Here is a 15,584-nt window from a genome sequence, read left to right as displayed (position 1 = left end):
ATGGTTGCTATTAGCCTATTTTATGATATAATAATAGTAGAAGAAGGGATGAAAATCCCCAATGCATGCTATATTTCCATAATCATAAAATATAAGAAAGGTGGTAACCATGGACGTTTTAGGTATGTATCTTCTGCAGAGAGTTTCGAATGAGCTGACCATTCAAAGGAATGAATCATTTGAGAACAGATTTGTAGCTCCGGTTCCTGACAGCACGGCGGCAAGGGTGACGCATGAGGCGTATGTATGTTCCTCAAAGGACGTATCACCAAGGGTCACGAAAGGAGCGTTCTGATTCAGACAATGAAGATTGCGAAAGAGTAGTAGGAGTTTCGTAAGCAGGCGGCTGTTCCGGATTCTGTAAGGAGCATGCTTAAAAGATTTTGAAAGGGAGCTGCTGCACCGGCTGTGTAAAACCAGCGGTGCGCAGCTTCTTTTTATCGGGTAAAATAATAGAAAATACGATACGGGGAAAGGATAACATTTATGAAGCAGAATTACATCCTGTATGCAGGAAGCTATGCAGCGTCAGAGGAGGCCGGAATTCACGGGTACAGGCTGATCCGGGGAGAAGGCGGGGAGCCGCGGCTCACGGAAGTTTTTGCGGCCGCAGGAGTGTCGAATCCGTCGTACCTGGCGGTTTCCTCCGATGGCCGGTTTTTATACTCCGTTATGGAGGACATGACTTATGAAGGAAGGAGCGGAGGCGGTGTGGCTGCGTTCCGGATTCACAGCGATTCGCTGACGCTTCTTAACACACGGGGAACGGAGGGAACGCTGCCGTGTCATCTGCTTCCCGATGAGAAGCGGGGCTTTCTGTACGCAGCCAACTATATGAGCGGCAGCGTATCCATGTTCCGGTTAAATGCGGATGGCTCCATCGGGGAACTGTGTGATTTGAAACAGCATTCCGGCCACGGACCCAATGAAGAGAGACAGGAGGGGCCTCATGTTCATTATGCAGGGTACTCTGCGGATGAAGCAGGTCTCTGGTGCGTGGATTTAGGGATCGACCGGATCAAATATTACAGGATCGATGAAGAGAATGGGAAGCTGGAGCCGGACGAGAAGCGCGATATTGTATTTCCAGGAGGTACGGGGCCGAGACATTTTGTCTTAAACCGTGAGAAGAGAGAGCTGATGTATGTGGTGAGTGAACTGAGCTCGGAGGTATTCGTGATTCAATGCAGCGGCGGGGAAAACCGTATCCTGCAGAGAGTCTCCACACTGCCGGTGCAGGCGGAGAACAACACGTGTGCGGCCATTCATTTATCTGGCGACGGACGTTTTCTCTGCGCTTCCAACCGCGGGCACGACAGCATCGCGGTGTTTGCGGTGGACGCCGGTACCGGACTTCTCACGTTCACCGGGCGGACCGGGACGAGGGGAAAGACGCCCAGGGATTTCTGCCTCTGCGGGGACGTAATCCTTTCCGCGAATCAGGACAGCGATACGATTACCATGTTTCGATTTGATGAAAAAAATGGAAAAATCGATGACATGGATGAGGAGATCCGCTGCGGATCGCCGGTATGTCTGATCGGCGCAGCGGAACGGTGAGGAGAAGACAGGCAGGAAGAATATAACAGAACAGCCATCAACCACAAAATCTGATCGTATTTGCGCCAGTTCAAAAGAACTGGCGCATTTTCTTACGCCATACTCTGCAGTCATGATACTGCGGAAGCCGCATTCAGAGCGGTCTTCACGGCTGTAAATCAATTTTAAAAACCTCATTCGATGGAAAATGACAGGGATATATTACGAAAAATGGCAGACATGAGTATAAATCTCAGCGTTCGTAGCAAAATAGTATCAGTGATATAAAATTGTACACCATGGAGGAGTTTTATATGAAAGCAACAGGTATTGTAAGGAGAATTGATGACCTTGGCCGTGTGGTAATCCCGAAAGAAATCAGGAGAACCCTTCGTTTGAGAGAGGGTACGCCGTTAGAGATATTCACAGACAGGGAAGGCGAAATCATTTTAAAGAAATATTCACCGATGGTTGAACTGACGGCGTTTGCATCCCAGTATGCGGAAGCCATGGCACAGACGACGGGACTTACCGTCTGCATCAGTGACAGGGACCAGGTGATCGCGGTTGCCGGTGGTTCGAAAAAGGAACTGCTCCAGAAGACGATCAGCAAACAGCTGGAAAATGTGATTAATGAAAGAACCGTATTGCTGGCAGGAAAAGATGATAAGAATTTCACTCCCCTGACTGGAGAAGCCCTGGAAGGGATCACAGCCCAGGTGATCGCGCCGATTATCTGTGAAGGCGATGCGATCGGGGCGGTTGCCTTGTTAAGCCGAGAGCCCAGAGCAAGATTTGGAGATATGGAAACGAAGCTGGCTACGACGGCAGCAGGATTCCTTGGAAGACAGATGGAAGGCTGATAACAGCCGAAAAAAAGGAGGTGACAGAGATGGCAGCGTATGATCCGAAGGAAGATGATTACGGTGATGGAGACATTCCCGAAGTGGATACAGAACCCTACAAGGACGGCTTCTATGTGGAGCCGCTTCCTGAGTCCACACGTCCCAGAAGGGACGGCCCCGGCGGGGACTGATGATGAAAAATAAAAACGGCCTGTCAGCTTCATGGCGACAGGCCGTTTTGTTTAATTGATTATCTGATCGCCGTCCTTGATGCAGTAATTGACACGCACGCCCAATTCCTCCATCCACTGACGGGTCTCCAACGTCTTCCAGTCCCCGCTTCCGATACCGCCGCCGTTGTCGTTGTCCCAGAGCCACTGCGGGCAGGGCCATAAGGCGATCTGAGGATTGATGGCTGCGTAGACATCGCGGTTTACGCCGTACTGTCCGTGATGGGACATCTGTACGATATCGCTCTTAAGCTCGGCGGGCGTGTGCTCGTTCATTAAGAGCTGTCCGCCTTCCGGTCCCAAGTCGCCCAGAACCAGGATGCTGACGCCGTTTAAGTAAAACTTAAAGACGACGGAGCTGTTGTTGACAGAGGTGGCATCAAGCAGATACGGATCATTCATGACGACGGCCCGGATATCGCCCAGCTGTATTTCCTGGCCCTTGGTGATGTCGCCGTGAAGCTTCTCCGGCGGAAGCTTTGCCAGGGCGTCCCTAAGGCCAACTACGAAGTCGCCGCGTCCGGAACCGTGGGTATCGTACCATTCCTGGTCTGTGAATTTGTAGTAGACGTTGTCAATGGTGATCTGGCTGTCCGGATTATTTAAAATCTCAATCAGGGCGCCTGCGTGGTCGGAATGGGGATGGGTGATGAACCATCCGGAGACATGGCCTCCCTTGGAGCGGATCACATCGAGTAAATGGGCGGAATCACTGTCCCAGCCGCCGTCAATGACGACGAGAGTGCCATCCTTTGACTGCATGACCATGGACAGCATCTGACGGTTGCCGTGGTCAGCCAGCAGAGACAGGCTTCCGCCGTCAAAGAGCTGGCTTCCCGGCCCGATGGACAGTTTGGAAGAAAACCCCATACGCTGTATGGCCGGCTGTCCTTCCGTTCCTTCTGCGGCCACGGGCTGTCCGATAAAGCTGGTCAGTGCAATATTTAAAAACAGAATTCCCGCGGCTATTTTTTTCCAGATATTAAATGATTTCATGTTTCCCTCCGGTTTCTTTTTTGACTATCCCTTATTATATAAGATTGTCCCCGTTTTTAACAGGTGGAGGCGCGAATTGTCAGGAAATCTTCAGAAATGGCGAAAGCTGCCGCTGTTATTGAGAAAAATCATGCATTAAGCTCTCTTTTCTGCCGGCACAAGGATATGGGAAGCCTGCATTCCGCCGCGGCAGATGGTGTTGTGCGCGATCCGGTTCACTTCGCTGTCGAAACCATTTTCCGTATTACTGTTTGGAAACATAAAATTTTTTGCGCCGGAGGTAACGGTAAAACGCATCCGGTGGCCGGCTTTGAAGGTGTTGGAGAGCTTTGTGGTCCGAATGCGCACTTCGTAGATGCCATCCGGTTCCATAAATTCCGGTTTTTCAAAGCTGTTTCTGTATTTTACATCCATGACGCCGTCCGCCAGCTTGATGGACGTCCCGTTTTCATCCACATCCGTGATCCGCACGAATAAATCAGTGTCAGGACAGTCGGAGGAAAGATAAAGGACCGCGGTGATGTCTCCGGTCACGGTCAAATCGTGATCCAGCACCGGCGTGGTGTAGCACAGGATATCATCGCGTTTCTCTTCTTCGGTGTAGTCTTCCGGCACCTCCAGCTCATTTTCGGAAACGTCTATGATGTGTGCGGCGGGAGAATCGGGATCGTAATCGTAGGAATCGGATTCCTGCCTTTGAGGTTTACATAATGTTAAGGCTTCGCGGTCCAGATACCAGACGGTGGGAACGGTTTCCGGCAGAGGCCAGTGCTCTCCGGTCTTCCAACGGTTGTCACCCAGTGTATAGTATTCCACAGGCGCGGTGGTCTCGATGCCGTTGTCTTCGCCCTTTAAAAAGTGATCCAGCCACGCAAAGCACAGGAGATCCATATCATAGCGCAGCGCGCGTTCTCCCATAAAGATGCCGTGGATGTCGTAATTGGCATTGCCGCTGTGTTTCCAGGGGCCAAGAACCACCTTGTACGATCCGGTGGGATAGAACTCGTCGATCAGCTCCAGCGCTTCCGTGGTTCCCATTCCATTGTCATCAAACCATCCGGACATGACGAGGGCGGGAACGACATGGCCGCAGCTGCGCTCTCTCCAGTTGGCTTTTCTCCAGAAATCGTCGTAGTCGGGATGCTTCAGCCATTCGTTTAAGAATGGGACATCGATGCCCAGCGCCTTTTTGGCCATGTCCCGGAGGGGCCGCAGCTTTAAGACCTCTTCCCAGTCGCTGCGGATCATGCGGTCCTCGCGGAACCGCTGCTCCGTCATGGCGAAGTTCCAGGCCATGGAGCCGGAGGTGAAACAGCCGCCCCGTCTGGGGAGATCGATGAAGGGGCTTCCCGCGCAGACACTGCTTAAAATGGCTTTCAGATGGGGATTGCCGCTGGCCGCCGCGGCCCATTGAACGTACCCGAGATAGGAGCCGCCGGTCATTCCCACGTTTCCGTCACTCCACGGCTGTTCGGCAATCCAGTCCAGGGTGTCGCTGCCATCCTCGACTTCATAGTAATTCGGCATCCATTCGCCGGTGCTGTCCTCTCTGCCCCGGACATCCTGTACGACGACCGCGTAGCCGCGCTGTACGAACCGGTAGTACTGTTCTGCGCCGTCGTGCTTACCGTAGGGGGTGCGGACCAGGACTGCCGGCACCTGGGTGGGGAACGGCCCGGAACATACTGCGGCGGGGTCCAGCACATGCTCGGAGACGATCGTGCCGGGAAGATAGACGTCCGAAGCCAGCAGCTCGCCGTCTGCCGTCGGGACCATGTGGGTACCGGCAAAACGCACCGCGCAGACCGGTCTGTCGCTCCATTCTTTCAGAATTGTATGCTCCTCCATTCCATCCAATACCAGGACTCCCGTATAATCCCTTCCGGACATCTGTACAGCGTAAAGCTGTCCGTCTGATACGTACAAATCCAGCGGAAACTTGACCTCTCTCTGTATGTAAGAGTCGTGTATGCAGGAGTCATGCATATAAGCTTCATTCGCCTGCAGGCCGTCTCCGTTTAACCTGCGGGTAAAAACCTGCCCCTTTGACGTGGTGAAACGCTCTTCTCCCGCGCCTGCATGGGCCTCGTATTCCGGAAGCGATTCGAAGAAGCGGCGTATCTTCCTGCGGCAGAGCACTTCGTAAAAATCATCGTTGTGAAACGGTTCTTCCCGGTTAAAGGTGTTGGTGAATACGTCCAGTGTCTGGTGATTCAGTTCCTTTCCGTCCTCGTTCTGGTCACGGATTATCCCGTAAAGAATCCCTGAAAAATAAAAATTCCATTGTTTCATCGTCTTATTCCTCCTGTCTCTGTTTCTGATTATAAGGGAAATGGGGTATTCTGGAAACCGGTAAATTGGAAATTATTTCAAAAAAAGATTGACAGACGGCGCATCCTCCTGTACAATAGCACGCAATACATAGCAAAGAGATATGAATACTATGAATCGAACGTGTTCCGCATGAGGAACGGGGAAAGGATGGATGCATATGTCAGAGAAAAAGAAATTGAGGTTTGAAACATTACAGATCCATGCCGGCCAGGAGGAGCCTGATCCGGCCACAGGGGCCAGGGCGGTTCCGATCTACCAGACCACGTCGTATGTATTTAAAAACTGCAAAGAGGCGGCGGACCGTTTCAGCCTTTCGGATGCAGGCAATATCTACGGACGCCTGACCAATCCGACAGAGGATGTGCTGGAACAGCGGATCGCGGCTTTAGAGGGCGGCAGCGCGGCGCTTGCCGTGGCCAGCGGAGCGGCAGCTATCGCCTATACCTTTCAGGCGCTTGCCAGGGAAGGCGATCATATTGTGGCGGCTTCCACCATCTATGGAGGCACCTACAATCTGCTTGCGCACACGCTGCCGGAATTCGGCGTGACGGCCACCTTTGTAGATCCCGACGAGCCCGGGGCGTTTGAGCGTGCCATCCGCCCCAATACAAAGGCCGTCTTTATCGAAACGCTGGGAAACCCCAATTCCAGCATCATCGATATGGAAGCCGCGGCCGCTGTGGCCCATGCCCATAAAATTCCCCTGATTGTGGATAATACCTTTGCTACCCCGTATCTGTTCCGCCCGCTGGAGCACGGGGCTGATATTGTGGTGCACTCCGCAACCAAATTTATGGGTGGTCACGGTACGGCGCTGGGAGGCGTTATCGTGGAAGGCGGAAGCTTCGACTGGGAGGCCTCAGGCAAATTCCCCAGTCTTGTGGAGCCGAATCCCAGCTACCACGGTGTCAGCTTTACGAAAGCGGCCGGACCGGCGGCCCTCGTGACGAAAATCCGCGCAGTACTTCTGCGGGACACGGGTGCTACCCTGGCGCCTCTGCACGCGTTTTTACTGCTTCAGGGACTGGAGACGCTGTCACTGCGTGTGGAGCGCCACGTCTTTAATGCTGTCCGGGTGGTGGAATACTTAAATGCGAATCCTCACGTAAAGAAGGTAAACCATCCATCACTCCCCGACAGCCCGTACCATGAACTCTACAACCGGTATTTTCCGGAGGGAGCCGGTTCCATCTTCACCTTTGAGATAGAGGGCGGGGCGGAGAAGGCAATGGAATTTATCGACCATCTGAAGATATTTTCCCTTCTCGCCAATGTGGCCGACGTTAAATCTCTGGTGATCCACCCGGCCAGCACCACACACGCCCAGATGACGGAGCAGGAACTTGCGGCCAGCGGCATCAGGCCGGAGACCATCCGGCTTTCCATCGGAACCGAGCATATAGAAGACATTATTCAGGATCTGGACCAGGCATTTGCTTGTGTTTTCTGACAAAAAAGCGTATAATTTTCTGGTATAGGAAATCATTCCCGGGCCGGATGGAGCAGCTGCCCATCCGGCCCGGATTATTTACGCCGACGTGAGCCGGGCGGACGTGTCCGCATGGCCTCCGGCGGCAGCATGCCTCGCTTTATCGGGTACTGTTAATAGAAGGGGGAATACAGATGTATTCATTTGAGGATCTGGTAAGAATTACGGCACAACTCCGTTCGGAGCACGGCTGTCCCTGGGACAGGAAGCAGACTCATGAGAGCCTGAAGCCATGTTTGAAAGAGGAGAGCGAAGAGGTATTTGCGGCCATCGACAATCACGATATGGAGAATCTCTGTGAAGAACTGGGGGACGTGCTGTTCCAGGTGCTGATGCACAGCCGGATCGCAGAGGAAAACGGTGCGTTTACGATGGATGATGTGATAAACGGCCTCTGTGAGAAGATGGTGAGGCGCCATCCTCATGTATTTGGCGACGCGAAGGCGGCCACTCCTGAGGAAAGCCTGGAATTGTGGAATGAGATAAAACGCCAGGAGAAGCTGGGGAAGAAATAGGAGAGCTGGTTTCATGGAGTGGTTGAAAAAACGGGTCAATATGAGAGTATTGTCGGTGTTTCTCCTGGTCATTGCAATACCCGTCATTGTGTACTCGGCCTGGAATGTGAGGGCGGTGCATGTCTGCGTGGTGCGGCAGCAGGAGATTGAGCAGAGCCGCAGGATGTGTGAGGCCAACAGTCAGAACCTGGCCAATGCGTCGGACTACCTGACAGAGGAGGTCTGGCGGTTCGTTGCAACGGGAGATATGGAAAATCTGAATAATTATTGGGATGAAGTGGATAATATCCGTAACCGTGATAAAGCGATCAAAGAGCTTGAAACGCTTAAGCTGACAGACGAGGAGATGGAACTCGTGAATATCGCAAAGGCGGAGTCCGATCTGCTGATCGATGGGGAGGCGAAGGCCATGCGCCTTGTGGCCGAGAGCATCGGCATGAAGACAGAGGAGATGCCGCCCCAGGTGGCTTCCGTGGAACTGACCGCCCTGGAGAGCCGGATGACGGCGGAAGAGAAGCGGGCTTCGGCCGCGGATTATATCTTCGGAGCGGAGTATGAGGCGGGAAAGGCTCTGATTACGGACAGCTTAAACCGCTTCCGCAGGATGCTGCGCAGCAGAAAAGACGAGGAAGTAAAGGCCGCCATGGCGGAGACGGAGCGTGCGCTGGCGCTGGCCCAGTCGGACAATGCAGCCGTGCTTCTTCTGCTCGCTGCGGCGCTGGTCTCCTTCTATCTGCTGGTAATGAAGCCGTTCCTCAAATATTCCGTCGCTTTAAGGCGCGCGGATGGGGCGTCGCCGGTTCAGCTGGTGCCGGCAGGCTCGGCAGAGGTGCGGGAGTTTGCCTCCGTGTTCAATCACGTATACAGCCAGTGGCAGGAGCAGAATGAGCGTCTGAAGGAATTAAACGCCATCGACTCCCTGACCGGAGCCGCCAACCGGGAGACCCTGTACCGGTATCTGGAGGACCTGATCGGGAAGAAGCAGGGAAACATCGGCGTGTTTATGCTGGATATCGATTCCTTCAAGTCGTTTAACGATGCGTATGGCCATTTATCCGGCGATGAGGTGCTGGCGAAGATCGGTCATTTCCTGAGTACCATTATGGCGGAGGTCCATGGTTTGGCCAGCCGCGTGGGCGGGGAAGAATTTGCCCTGGTGGTCCCGGAGGCCTGTGCAGAGACCATCGACCATATCGCGGGGAAGATTCTGTACGGAATTCAGGAGCTGAATTTAAAGCATGAGCTCCTGCCGCTGACCGACACGCATATCACGGTGAGTCTGGGCAGTATTTTCTGGAAGGGCGGAGAGACAAAGACGCCCAAGGAGCTGATCCACTACGCGGATTTGGCGCTGTACCAGGCGAAGAAGAACGGTAAGAACCAGCATGTGATGTTTTCCGAGACGGATTACTCCTTTATCGTCCTTCAGAACAGCCACACGCATGACAGCGAGGTGGAGGCGGATATGTACGGCGCCCTGGAGCGGGGAGAATTTATTCCGTACTACCAGCCGCAGTATGATTTAAAGACGGAGCGGATCGTGTCGGCGGAGGCGCTGGTGCGGTGGAAGCATCCGGAAAAGGGGATTCTCTATCCCGATTACTTCATTCCTCTCTTCGAGCGGAACGGCTTTATCACGAAGATGGATTTCTGCATGTTTGAAGCGGTATGCAGGGATTTAAGCGAGTGGATCAGGACGGGAGAGCGGGTGATTAAGGTGGCGTGTAATTTTTCCCGTCTCCATTTTGCGAGGGAGGATGTGGCGGAGAGGCTGAAAGAGATTGCGGATGCCTATGGCGTTCCGTATGAATATCTGGAGATTGAGATCACCGAGAGCGCGTTTATGGATGACAGCAAAAATATCATTGATCAGATGAAAAAACTGCGGGAAATCGGTTTCTCGACGGCTATCGATGATTTCGGCGTGGGGTACTCATCCCTCGGTCTGCTGCAGGACGTTCCGGCCGATGTTCTGAAGATCGACAGGGGATTTTTAAACCGTGACATGGCGGACAGAAAGAACGTGATGATCATCAAGGGCATCGTGAATATTGCCAATATTCTGCATTTAAAAACCGTGTGCGAGGGCGTGGAAACAGGCGCTCAGAAGGAGCTTCTCAAGGGCATCGGATGTGATCTGGCCCAGGGTTATTACTACGGAAAACCCATGGAAAGGGAAAAAATGGAAGCGCTTTTATTCATTCATAAAGAGCTGGCTTAAGACCCAGAATATTTTTAAGGGCAAAGCCAATAAAAAGGTAAAAAACCTTGACAAAAACAGGAGAAACAGCTATAAATGATATAGTATCGTATTAACGAGAAAAATCGTAGTTAAATACTACATTCTAGGAGGAAGATATCAATGAACAAAACAGAATTAATCGCAGCAGTAGCAGAGAAGGCAGAACTGTCCAAGAAGGATGCAGAGAAGGCAGTAAAGGCTTTCACAGATGTAGTATCTGAAGAATTAGTAAACGGCGGAAAAATCCAGTTAGTTGGTTTTGGTACATTTGAAGTTTCTGAAAGAGCAGCAAGAGAAGGAAGAAACCCGAAGAGCGGCGAAGTTATGAATATCCCGGCTTCCAAGACACCAAAATTCAAAGCTGGCAAGGCATTAAAGGATATGGTGAACGCATAATTCATGAGACTTGACAAATTCCTAAAGGTTTCCCGGCTCATCAAGAGAAGAACCGTGGCTAACGAAGCCTGCGACGCAGGCCGAGTGGTCGTGAATGATAAACCGGCGAAGGCTTCCTTAAACGTTAAGGAAGGCGACATCATCGAGATTCATTTCGGGACAAGCTCCGTAAAGGTGGAAGTCCTCGATGTAGCGGAGACTGTAAAAAAGGATGAAGCGAAAGAGCTTTATCGCTATATTTAACAGGAATAAAGAGGCGCGCCTCCTAATATACTTTAGACAGGTATATTAGGAGGTTTTTTAATGGAAGAGAAGATGAATATCCGCCCGCATAAGCTTACACTGGAAAACAGAGGGGCCGGAACCGTTACGGGGATCCGGGAGGTCGTGTCGTTCGATGAGAATCAGGTGGTGCTCGATACCGATTTGGGGCTTCTTACTGTCAAGGGGAAGGACTTGCATGTCAGCAGGCTGACCCTGGAAAAGGGAGAGGTGGACTTAGACGGCACCATCGACAGTTTAAACTATTCCTCCAACGAGGCGTTAAGAAAGTCCGGAGAATCCCTGTTTACCAGATTATTCAAATAAAGAGCCTAAAGGAGTCCTATGAGCGTCCATATTGTATATGAGGTGAGACTTCTGCTCTACAGCTTTGCCACGGGCGCAGGGCTTATGATGACGTATGATTTTCTAAGGATCCTTCGCATCTTCATTCCTCACCTTCCCGTCATCATGGGCGTGGAGGACATGGTATACTGGGTCTACGCGAGCCTGGTGACATTCTCCCTGCTGTATGAACAGAATGACGGAGGCTTAAGGGGATACGTCATCGCAGGTGTCTTTATCGGAATGTTTTTATACGACCGGCTGATCAGCAGGTTTTTTCTAAAGTTCTTGAAAAATACATGGAAATATCTTAGAATGAAGCTAGACAAGTGTTTCCGCCGCAGAAAGAAACGGCAACGATAGAATAGCTGGTGATAAAGAGAATGAGTAATTTTGGAAAATCGAGGAGAAAACGGAAAGATAAATGGGGCAACCGTATGGCCCTGATCGGAATCACCTTTGTGGTATTCAGCCTGGCAGTCATCGTTACGGTCAAGGGCGCCTCCTTAAAGGACAAGGAACTGGAATACCAGATTCGTGAGGAGAACTTAACCGCTCAGAGGGACAAGGAGCTGGAACGCTCGAAGGAACTGGAAGAGTACCGGATCTATGTCCAGACGAAGCAGTACATAGAAGAGGTGGCGAAACAGAAGCTGGGGCTGGTGAATCCTGACGAGATTCTGTTGAAACCGAAGAAAAAAGAGTGAATCCTGTCGTAATATTTTTGGGACAGGGTGTTAAGATTTGACAAATATTTCCCTCCAACCTGTATATAATGTGCGTTAGGAACAGTATGCATAAAAACAGGCAGGAGGGAATTTTTGTGTTCAGACGTAAGGCGGAGCATCACGATATGGCTGATGTGAATGTATATACAGCGAAGAGATTAAACGACATGGCAGGCTCCCTCGGAGAGCTGGCCAGAGCATGTACAGATGAATTGTCCGCCGGACAGGGACTTACGAAGGAAGATGGGGTTGCGGCGATGCAGACAGCCGCAGCCATGGTATGCGCGGGCTGCAACAAGTGCAATATCTATTCCAGCCAGGAACAGGAAAATAACTACTATCTGTATTATCTGATTCGCTCGTTTGAGCAAAAAGGAAATCTGGATTACGGGGACATGCCCCGCATGTTTCTCGAGACATGCAAACGCCGGGACGAGTACGTGGACCAGTTAAACCGCAGCCTCGGAAAAGCAACGATGAATTTAGCCTGGAAGAACCGGTTCCTGGAGAGCAGGGATGCGGTCATCATCCAGTTTAAGGAGCTTGCCGTCATCCTGGAGGAATTCTCCCACCAGATGGAAAAGGCGGTGGACATTACCCAGGACAAAGCGGACGCGGTGGAGAAGGAATTCAAGCGCCGCCACATTATCATTGAGAAAATGCTGATTCTGGAGTATGAAAACCACCAGAAAGAGGCATTCCTCACCATGCGGACCGGAAATGGGCGCTGCGTGACTGCGAAGGAGGCGGCGGAGCTGTTGGAGGAAGCCATGGACGAAAACGAATGGTGTGTCGCCCACGACGGCAGAAACTTAATCACGAAGCAGCCGGCCACGATCCGTTTCGTGGAAAAGGGACGTTACCGCATGGTCTACGGCGCCGCCCGCGCCATAAAGACAGGGGAGGCCGTCTCGGGGGACAACTACAGCTTCAGCCAGATCATGCCCGGCCAGGTGATCATGAGCCTCTCCGACGGCATGGGAAGCGGTGAGATTGCGGAGGAAGAGAGCCGTCAGGTTATAGAGCTGACAGAGAGACTTCTGGAAACCGGTTTTTCCGCCCGTGCCGCCTTAAAGCTTGTCAACACAGTGCTTCTTCTGACCGGCAACGTGCAGCATCCCGCGACTCTTGACTTAGGATGCATCGACTTACATACCGGAATCCTGGAGGCCATGAAGCTGGGCGCCGCGGCCACCTATATACTGACTCCCAGCGGAGTGGAGCTTCTGGAGGCCGGCGAGGTCCCCATGGGCATCTTAAATCCGGTAGAACCGATTCTTCTCTCCAAAAAACTGTGGGACGACAACCGCATTATCATGGTCAGCGACGGCGTGTTAGACGCCCTGCCCGGTGAGGACAAGGAGCTGTCGCTCCTGGAATTCATAGCCGGAATGCCCATAAAAAATCCACAGGACATGGCCGACCGCATCCTTCTCTTCGCCCGCTCATTCAACGAGTACGTAGGCGACGACATGACCGTCTTAACTGCCGGCATCTGGGACCGCTGACGGTTTAGGGGGATCTGTCTGTGCCATGCGGCAGCCGTTGTCTGCCGGCCCATACGAATTCAGAAGGCATACGCCCCGCGCCTTCTGAATTCTTTATAACTTTCATCCGATTCTCCCGTACGCCTCCATACAATCCTCCCGTTTAAAATTTCCAGCCAACATTTCGAGTCGGACTTTCACGATTTTCCTCTTTATGGTATATTTATAATTATACCGGGAAAAATCTACAAAGGCGGTGTCACCATGCACAGAAAAATACTGGAAACCATCAGGGAATTCATCCGGGAGCACGATATGCTCGTCCCGGGCGACCGCGTAATTATAGGATTGTCCGGCGGCGCGGATTCGGTGAGCCTTCTGATGATCTTAAGCGAACTGAAGAAAGAACTGAACATAGAGCTTTTCGCGGTCCATGTCCACCATGGGTTAAGGGGGAAGGAGGCGGACCGTGACAGCGCATACGCACAGGAACTGTCAGAGAATCTGGGAGTGCCTTTTGTTTGTGTGCACGCGAACGTGGCAGAGTACGCCCGTGTCAACGGAGTCTCAGAGGAGGAAGCGGGAAGGCATCTGCGCTACCGGATTCTGGAGGAACAGCGCCTTTTTCGCCATGCGGCGAAGATCGCCGTGGCTCATCACGCGGATGATCAGGTGGAGACCGTGCTCTATAACCTGTTCCGCGGAAGCGGCTTAAAAGGGCTTGGCGGGATGAGGCCGGTGCGGGACGCCGTCATACGGCCTCTGCTTTCCGTAACGAGAAAAGAGATTCTTGCATATCTGGAAGAAAAAGAGATATCATATTGTGAGGACTCTACAAACAGCGGGACGGATTATATCAGGAACCGCCTGCGCCACGAGATCATTCCCGCAGTCAGGGAACGGATCAACGAGGGGGCGCCATCCAATATCCTGCAGGCGGCAAAGACGGCCGCGGCCGCGGATGCCTGTTTCGAGAGGGCCGCGAGGCAGATTCTGGAGAGCGGCGGCATCCGGGAGAGACGGGAGGACGGCGGCGTTATTTCCATTGGAATTTCTGCGGATAGCTTAAAACAGGAAGAGTCCATTGTCCGTCAGTACGTGATCCGGCAGATGATCGGAGAGACGTATTTATCTTTAAAGGACATTGCCTCCGCCCACGTGGAGGAGGCCGAAAAGCTTCTTTTTAAGCCGGTGGGACGGCGGATCCAGCTGCCGGATGGGGGATATGCCCTCCGGACCTACGAGGAATTGTGGATAAAAAAAGAGGAAAAAAAGCTTTTTTCCCAGAGCGGCGGCGAAGAAACCGGAATAACGCCCGTTATGACGACATTTCCTTACAAAAAAGGGCAGGAAATTCCCAAAAACAGGTATACGAAATGGTTTGATTATGATAAAATCAATAGTGCGCTCTCTGTGAGGTATCGGGAAACCGGAGACTATATTACGCTCGCCGGCGGCGGCAGAAAGACAGTCAAATCGTTTATGATCGATGAAAAGATTCCGAAGGAAGAACGCGGTAAGATTCTGCTGGCGGCGGACGGATCACACATTCTCTGGATCATCGGATACCGGATCAGTGAATATTATAAAATTACAGACGATACTCATACAGTACTGCAAATACAAATAGACGGAGGAAAAATTGATGAATGATAAGATACGTGTATTGTTATCGGAAGAAGAAGTAGCAAAGAGAATCAAGGAGATGGGGGATGTAATCAGCAGTGATTACGAAGGCAGACCCCTTCATCTGATCTGCATCTTAAAGGGCGGAGTGTTCTTTACCTGCGAGCTGGCAAAGAGAATCAGCCTGCCGCTGACCCTGGATTTCATGTCTGTATCCAGCTATGGCGCAGGCACCGTATCCAGCGGGATCGTAAAGATCGTAAAGGATTTGGATGAACCGATCGAGGGAAAGGATGTATTGATCGTGGAAGACATCATCGATTCCGGCAATACGCTTTCTTATCTGATTGAAGTCCTGAAGCAGAGAAACCCGAGAAGCATCGAGCTGTGCACCCTGCTTGATAAGCCGGAACGCCGTGTGAAGAAACAGGTTACGGTTAAATACACCTGCTTTACCGTACCGGATCAGTTCATCGTGGGATACGGTCTTGATTATGACCAGAAATACAGGAATTTGCCATATATCGGAGTAATAGAACAGCAATAAGGAG

Annotated in this window: 17 protein-coding genes; 15 read left to right on the top strand and 2 right to left on the bottom strand. The window is 51.8% G+C overall.

Going from position 1 to position 15,584, the window contains the following annotated elements; translation table 11 throughout:
• The first annotated feature begins 109 nt into the window (after window positions 1-109).
• The 4 genes from H8S80_RS26340 (at window position 110) to H8S80_RS26325 (ending at window position 2,575) form a co-directional block, all read left to right on the top strand.
• Window positions 110-295, top strand: a complete 186-nt coding sequence (locus H8S80_RS26340) for a hypothetical protein (protein WP_002605189.1) — start codon at window positions 110-112, stop codon at window positions 293-295.
• Between the two features lie 191 nt (window positions 296-486).
• On the top strand, window positions 487-1,560 hold the full coding sequence (locus tag H8S80_RS26335) for a lactonase family protein (RefSeq protein ID WP_117633056.1): 1,074 nt from the start codon (window positions 487-489) through the stop codon (window positions 1,558-1,560).
• A 293-nt stretch (window positions 1,561-1,853) separates the two neighbouring features.
• Window positions 1,854-2,402 (top strand): stage V sporulation protein T, encoded by a 549-nt coding sequence (spoVT, locus tag H8S80_RS26330; RefSeq protein WP_002605187.1) that lies wholly within the window; start codon window positions 1,854-1,856, stop codon window positions 2,400-2,402.
• Between the two features lie 29 nt (window positions 2,403-2,431).
• Window positions 2,432-2,575 (top strand): hypothetical protein, encoded by a 144-nt coding sequence (locus H8S80_RS26325; RefSeq protein ID WP_002605186.1) that lies wholly within the window; start codon window positions 2,432-2,434, stop codon window positions 2,573-2,575.
• Window positions 2,576-2,626: 51 nt separating this feature from the next.
• Here the strand turns inward: H8S80_RS26325 and H8S80_RS26320 are convergent, their stop codons facing one another.
• Both H8S80_RS26320 and H8S80_RS26315 read right to left on the bottom strand, forming a co-directional pair.
• Window positions 2,627-3,610, bottom strand: a complete 984-nt coding sequence (locus tag H8S80_RS26320) for a ComEC/Rec2 family competence protein (RefSeq protein ID WP_002605185.1) — start codon at window positions 3,608-3,610, stop codon at window positions 2,627-2,629.
• A 135-nt stretch (window positions 3,611-3,745) separates the two neighbouring features.
• Window positions 3,746-5,902 carry a CocE/NonD family hydrolase gene (locus H8S80_RS26315; RefSeq protein WP_117633055.1) on the bottom strand — a complete coding sequence of 719 codons (2,157 nt, stop codon included), beginning with the start codon at window positions 5,900-5,902 and terminating at the stop codon, window positions 3,746-3,748.
• 199 nt (window positions 5,903-6,101) lie between these two features.
• Between H8S80_RS26315 and H8S80_RS26310 the strand changes: the two genes are divergently transcribed.
• The 11 genes from H8S80_RS26310 to hpt all read left to right on the top strand — a co-directional run bounded on the left by H8S80_RS26310 (window position 6,102) and on the right by hpt (window position 15,580).
• Entirely contained in the window at window positions 6,102-7,394 is a 1,293-nt protein-coding gene (locus tag H8S80_RS26310; protein WP_117633054.1) for an O-acetylhomoserine aminocarboxypropyltransferase/cysteine synthase family protein, read from the top strand.
• 173 nt (window positions 7,395-7,567) lie between these two features.
• On the top strand, window positions 7,568-7,948 hold the full coding sequence (locus tag H8S80_RS26305) for a MazG family protein (RefSeq protein ID WP_002605181.1): 381 nt from the start codon (window positions 7,568-7,570) through the stop codon (window positions 7,946-7,948).
• Window positions 7,949-7,961: 13 nt separating this feature from the next.
• Window positions 7,962-10,169: a putative bifunctional diguanylate cyclase/phosphodiesterase gene (locus H8S80_RS26300; RefSeq protein ID WP_117633053.1), complete on the top strand. Its 2,208-nt coding sequence runs from the start codon at window positions 7,962-7,964 to the stop codon at window positions 10,167-10,169.
• Window positions 10,170-10,310: 141 nt separating this feature from the next.
• Complete coding sequence (hbs, locus tag H8S80_RS26295; protein ID WP_002605179.1) at window positions 10,311-10,586, top strand: non-specific DNA-binding protein Hbs; 276 nt, start codon at window positions 10,311-10,313, stop codon at window positions 10,584-10,586.
• Between the two features lie 3 nt (window positions 10,587-10,589).
• Window positions 10,590-10,829 carry an RNA-binding S4 domain-containing protein gene (locus H8S80_RS26290; RefSeq protein WP_002605178.1) on the top strand — a complete coding sequence of 80 codons (240 nt, stop codon included), beginning with the start codon at window positions 10,590-10,592 and terminating at the stop codon, window positions 10,827-10,829.
• 60 nt (window positions 10,830-10,889) lie between these two features.
• The gene (yabP, locus tag H8S80_RS26285) at window positions 10,890-11,174 is read left to right on the top strand and encodes a sporulation protein YabP (RefSeq protein ID WP_002605177.1); all 285 of its coding nucleotides are present in this window, start codon (window positions 10,890-10,892) and stop codon (window positions 11,172-11,174) included.
• An 18-nt stretch (window positions 11,175-11,192) separates the two neighbouring features.
• Window positions 11,193-11,555, top strand: a complete 363-nt coding sequence (gene yabQ / locus H8S80_RS26280; RefSeq protein WP_002605176.1) for a spore cortex biosynthesis protein YabQ — start codon at window positions 11,193-11,195, stop codon at window positions 11,553-11,555.
• Window positions 11,556-11,575: 20 nt separating this feature from the next.
• Window positions 11,576-11,899, top strand: coding sequence for a septum formation initiator (locus H8S80_RS26275; protein ID WP_029467076.1), 324 nt, complete (start codon window positions 11,576-11,578; stop codon window positions 11,897-11,899).
• 116 nt (window positions 11,900-12,015) lie between these two features.
• On the top strand, window positions 12,016-13,428 hold the full coding sequence (locus H8S80_RS26270) for a SpoIIE family protein phosphatase (protein ID WP_029467077.1): 1,413 nt from the start codon (window positions 12,016-12,018) through the stop codon (window positions 13,426-13,428).
• Window positions 13,429-13,671: 243 nt separating this feature from the next.
• The gene (tilS, locus tag H8S80_RS26265) at window positions 13,672-15,060 is read left to right on the top strand and encodes a tRNA lysidine(34) synthetase TilS (protein ID WP_117633052.1); all 1,389 of its coding nucleotides are present in this window, start codon (window positions 13,672-13,674) and stop codon (window positions 15,058-15,060) included.
• The gene (gene hpt / locus H8S80_RS26260) at window positions 15,053-15,580 is read left to right on the top strand and encodes a hypoxanthine phosphoribosyltransferase (protein ID WP_002605172.1); all 528 of its coding nucleotides are present in this window, start codon (window positions 15,053-15,055) and stop codon (window positions 15,578-15,580) included. Before tilS ends, hpt begins: the two co-directional genes overlap by 8 nt.
• The last annotated feature ends 4 nt before the right edge of the window (window positions 15,581-15,584 follow it).

It is taken from the genome of Hungatella sp. L36 (genome assembly GCF_014288035.1).
The sequence above is the reverse complement of the archived record's forward strand: the minus strand, read 5'-3'. Positions and strand labels throughout refer to the sequence as shown.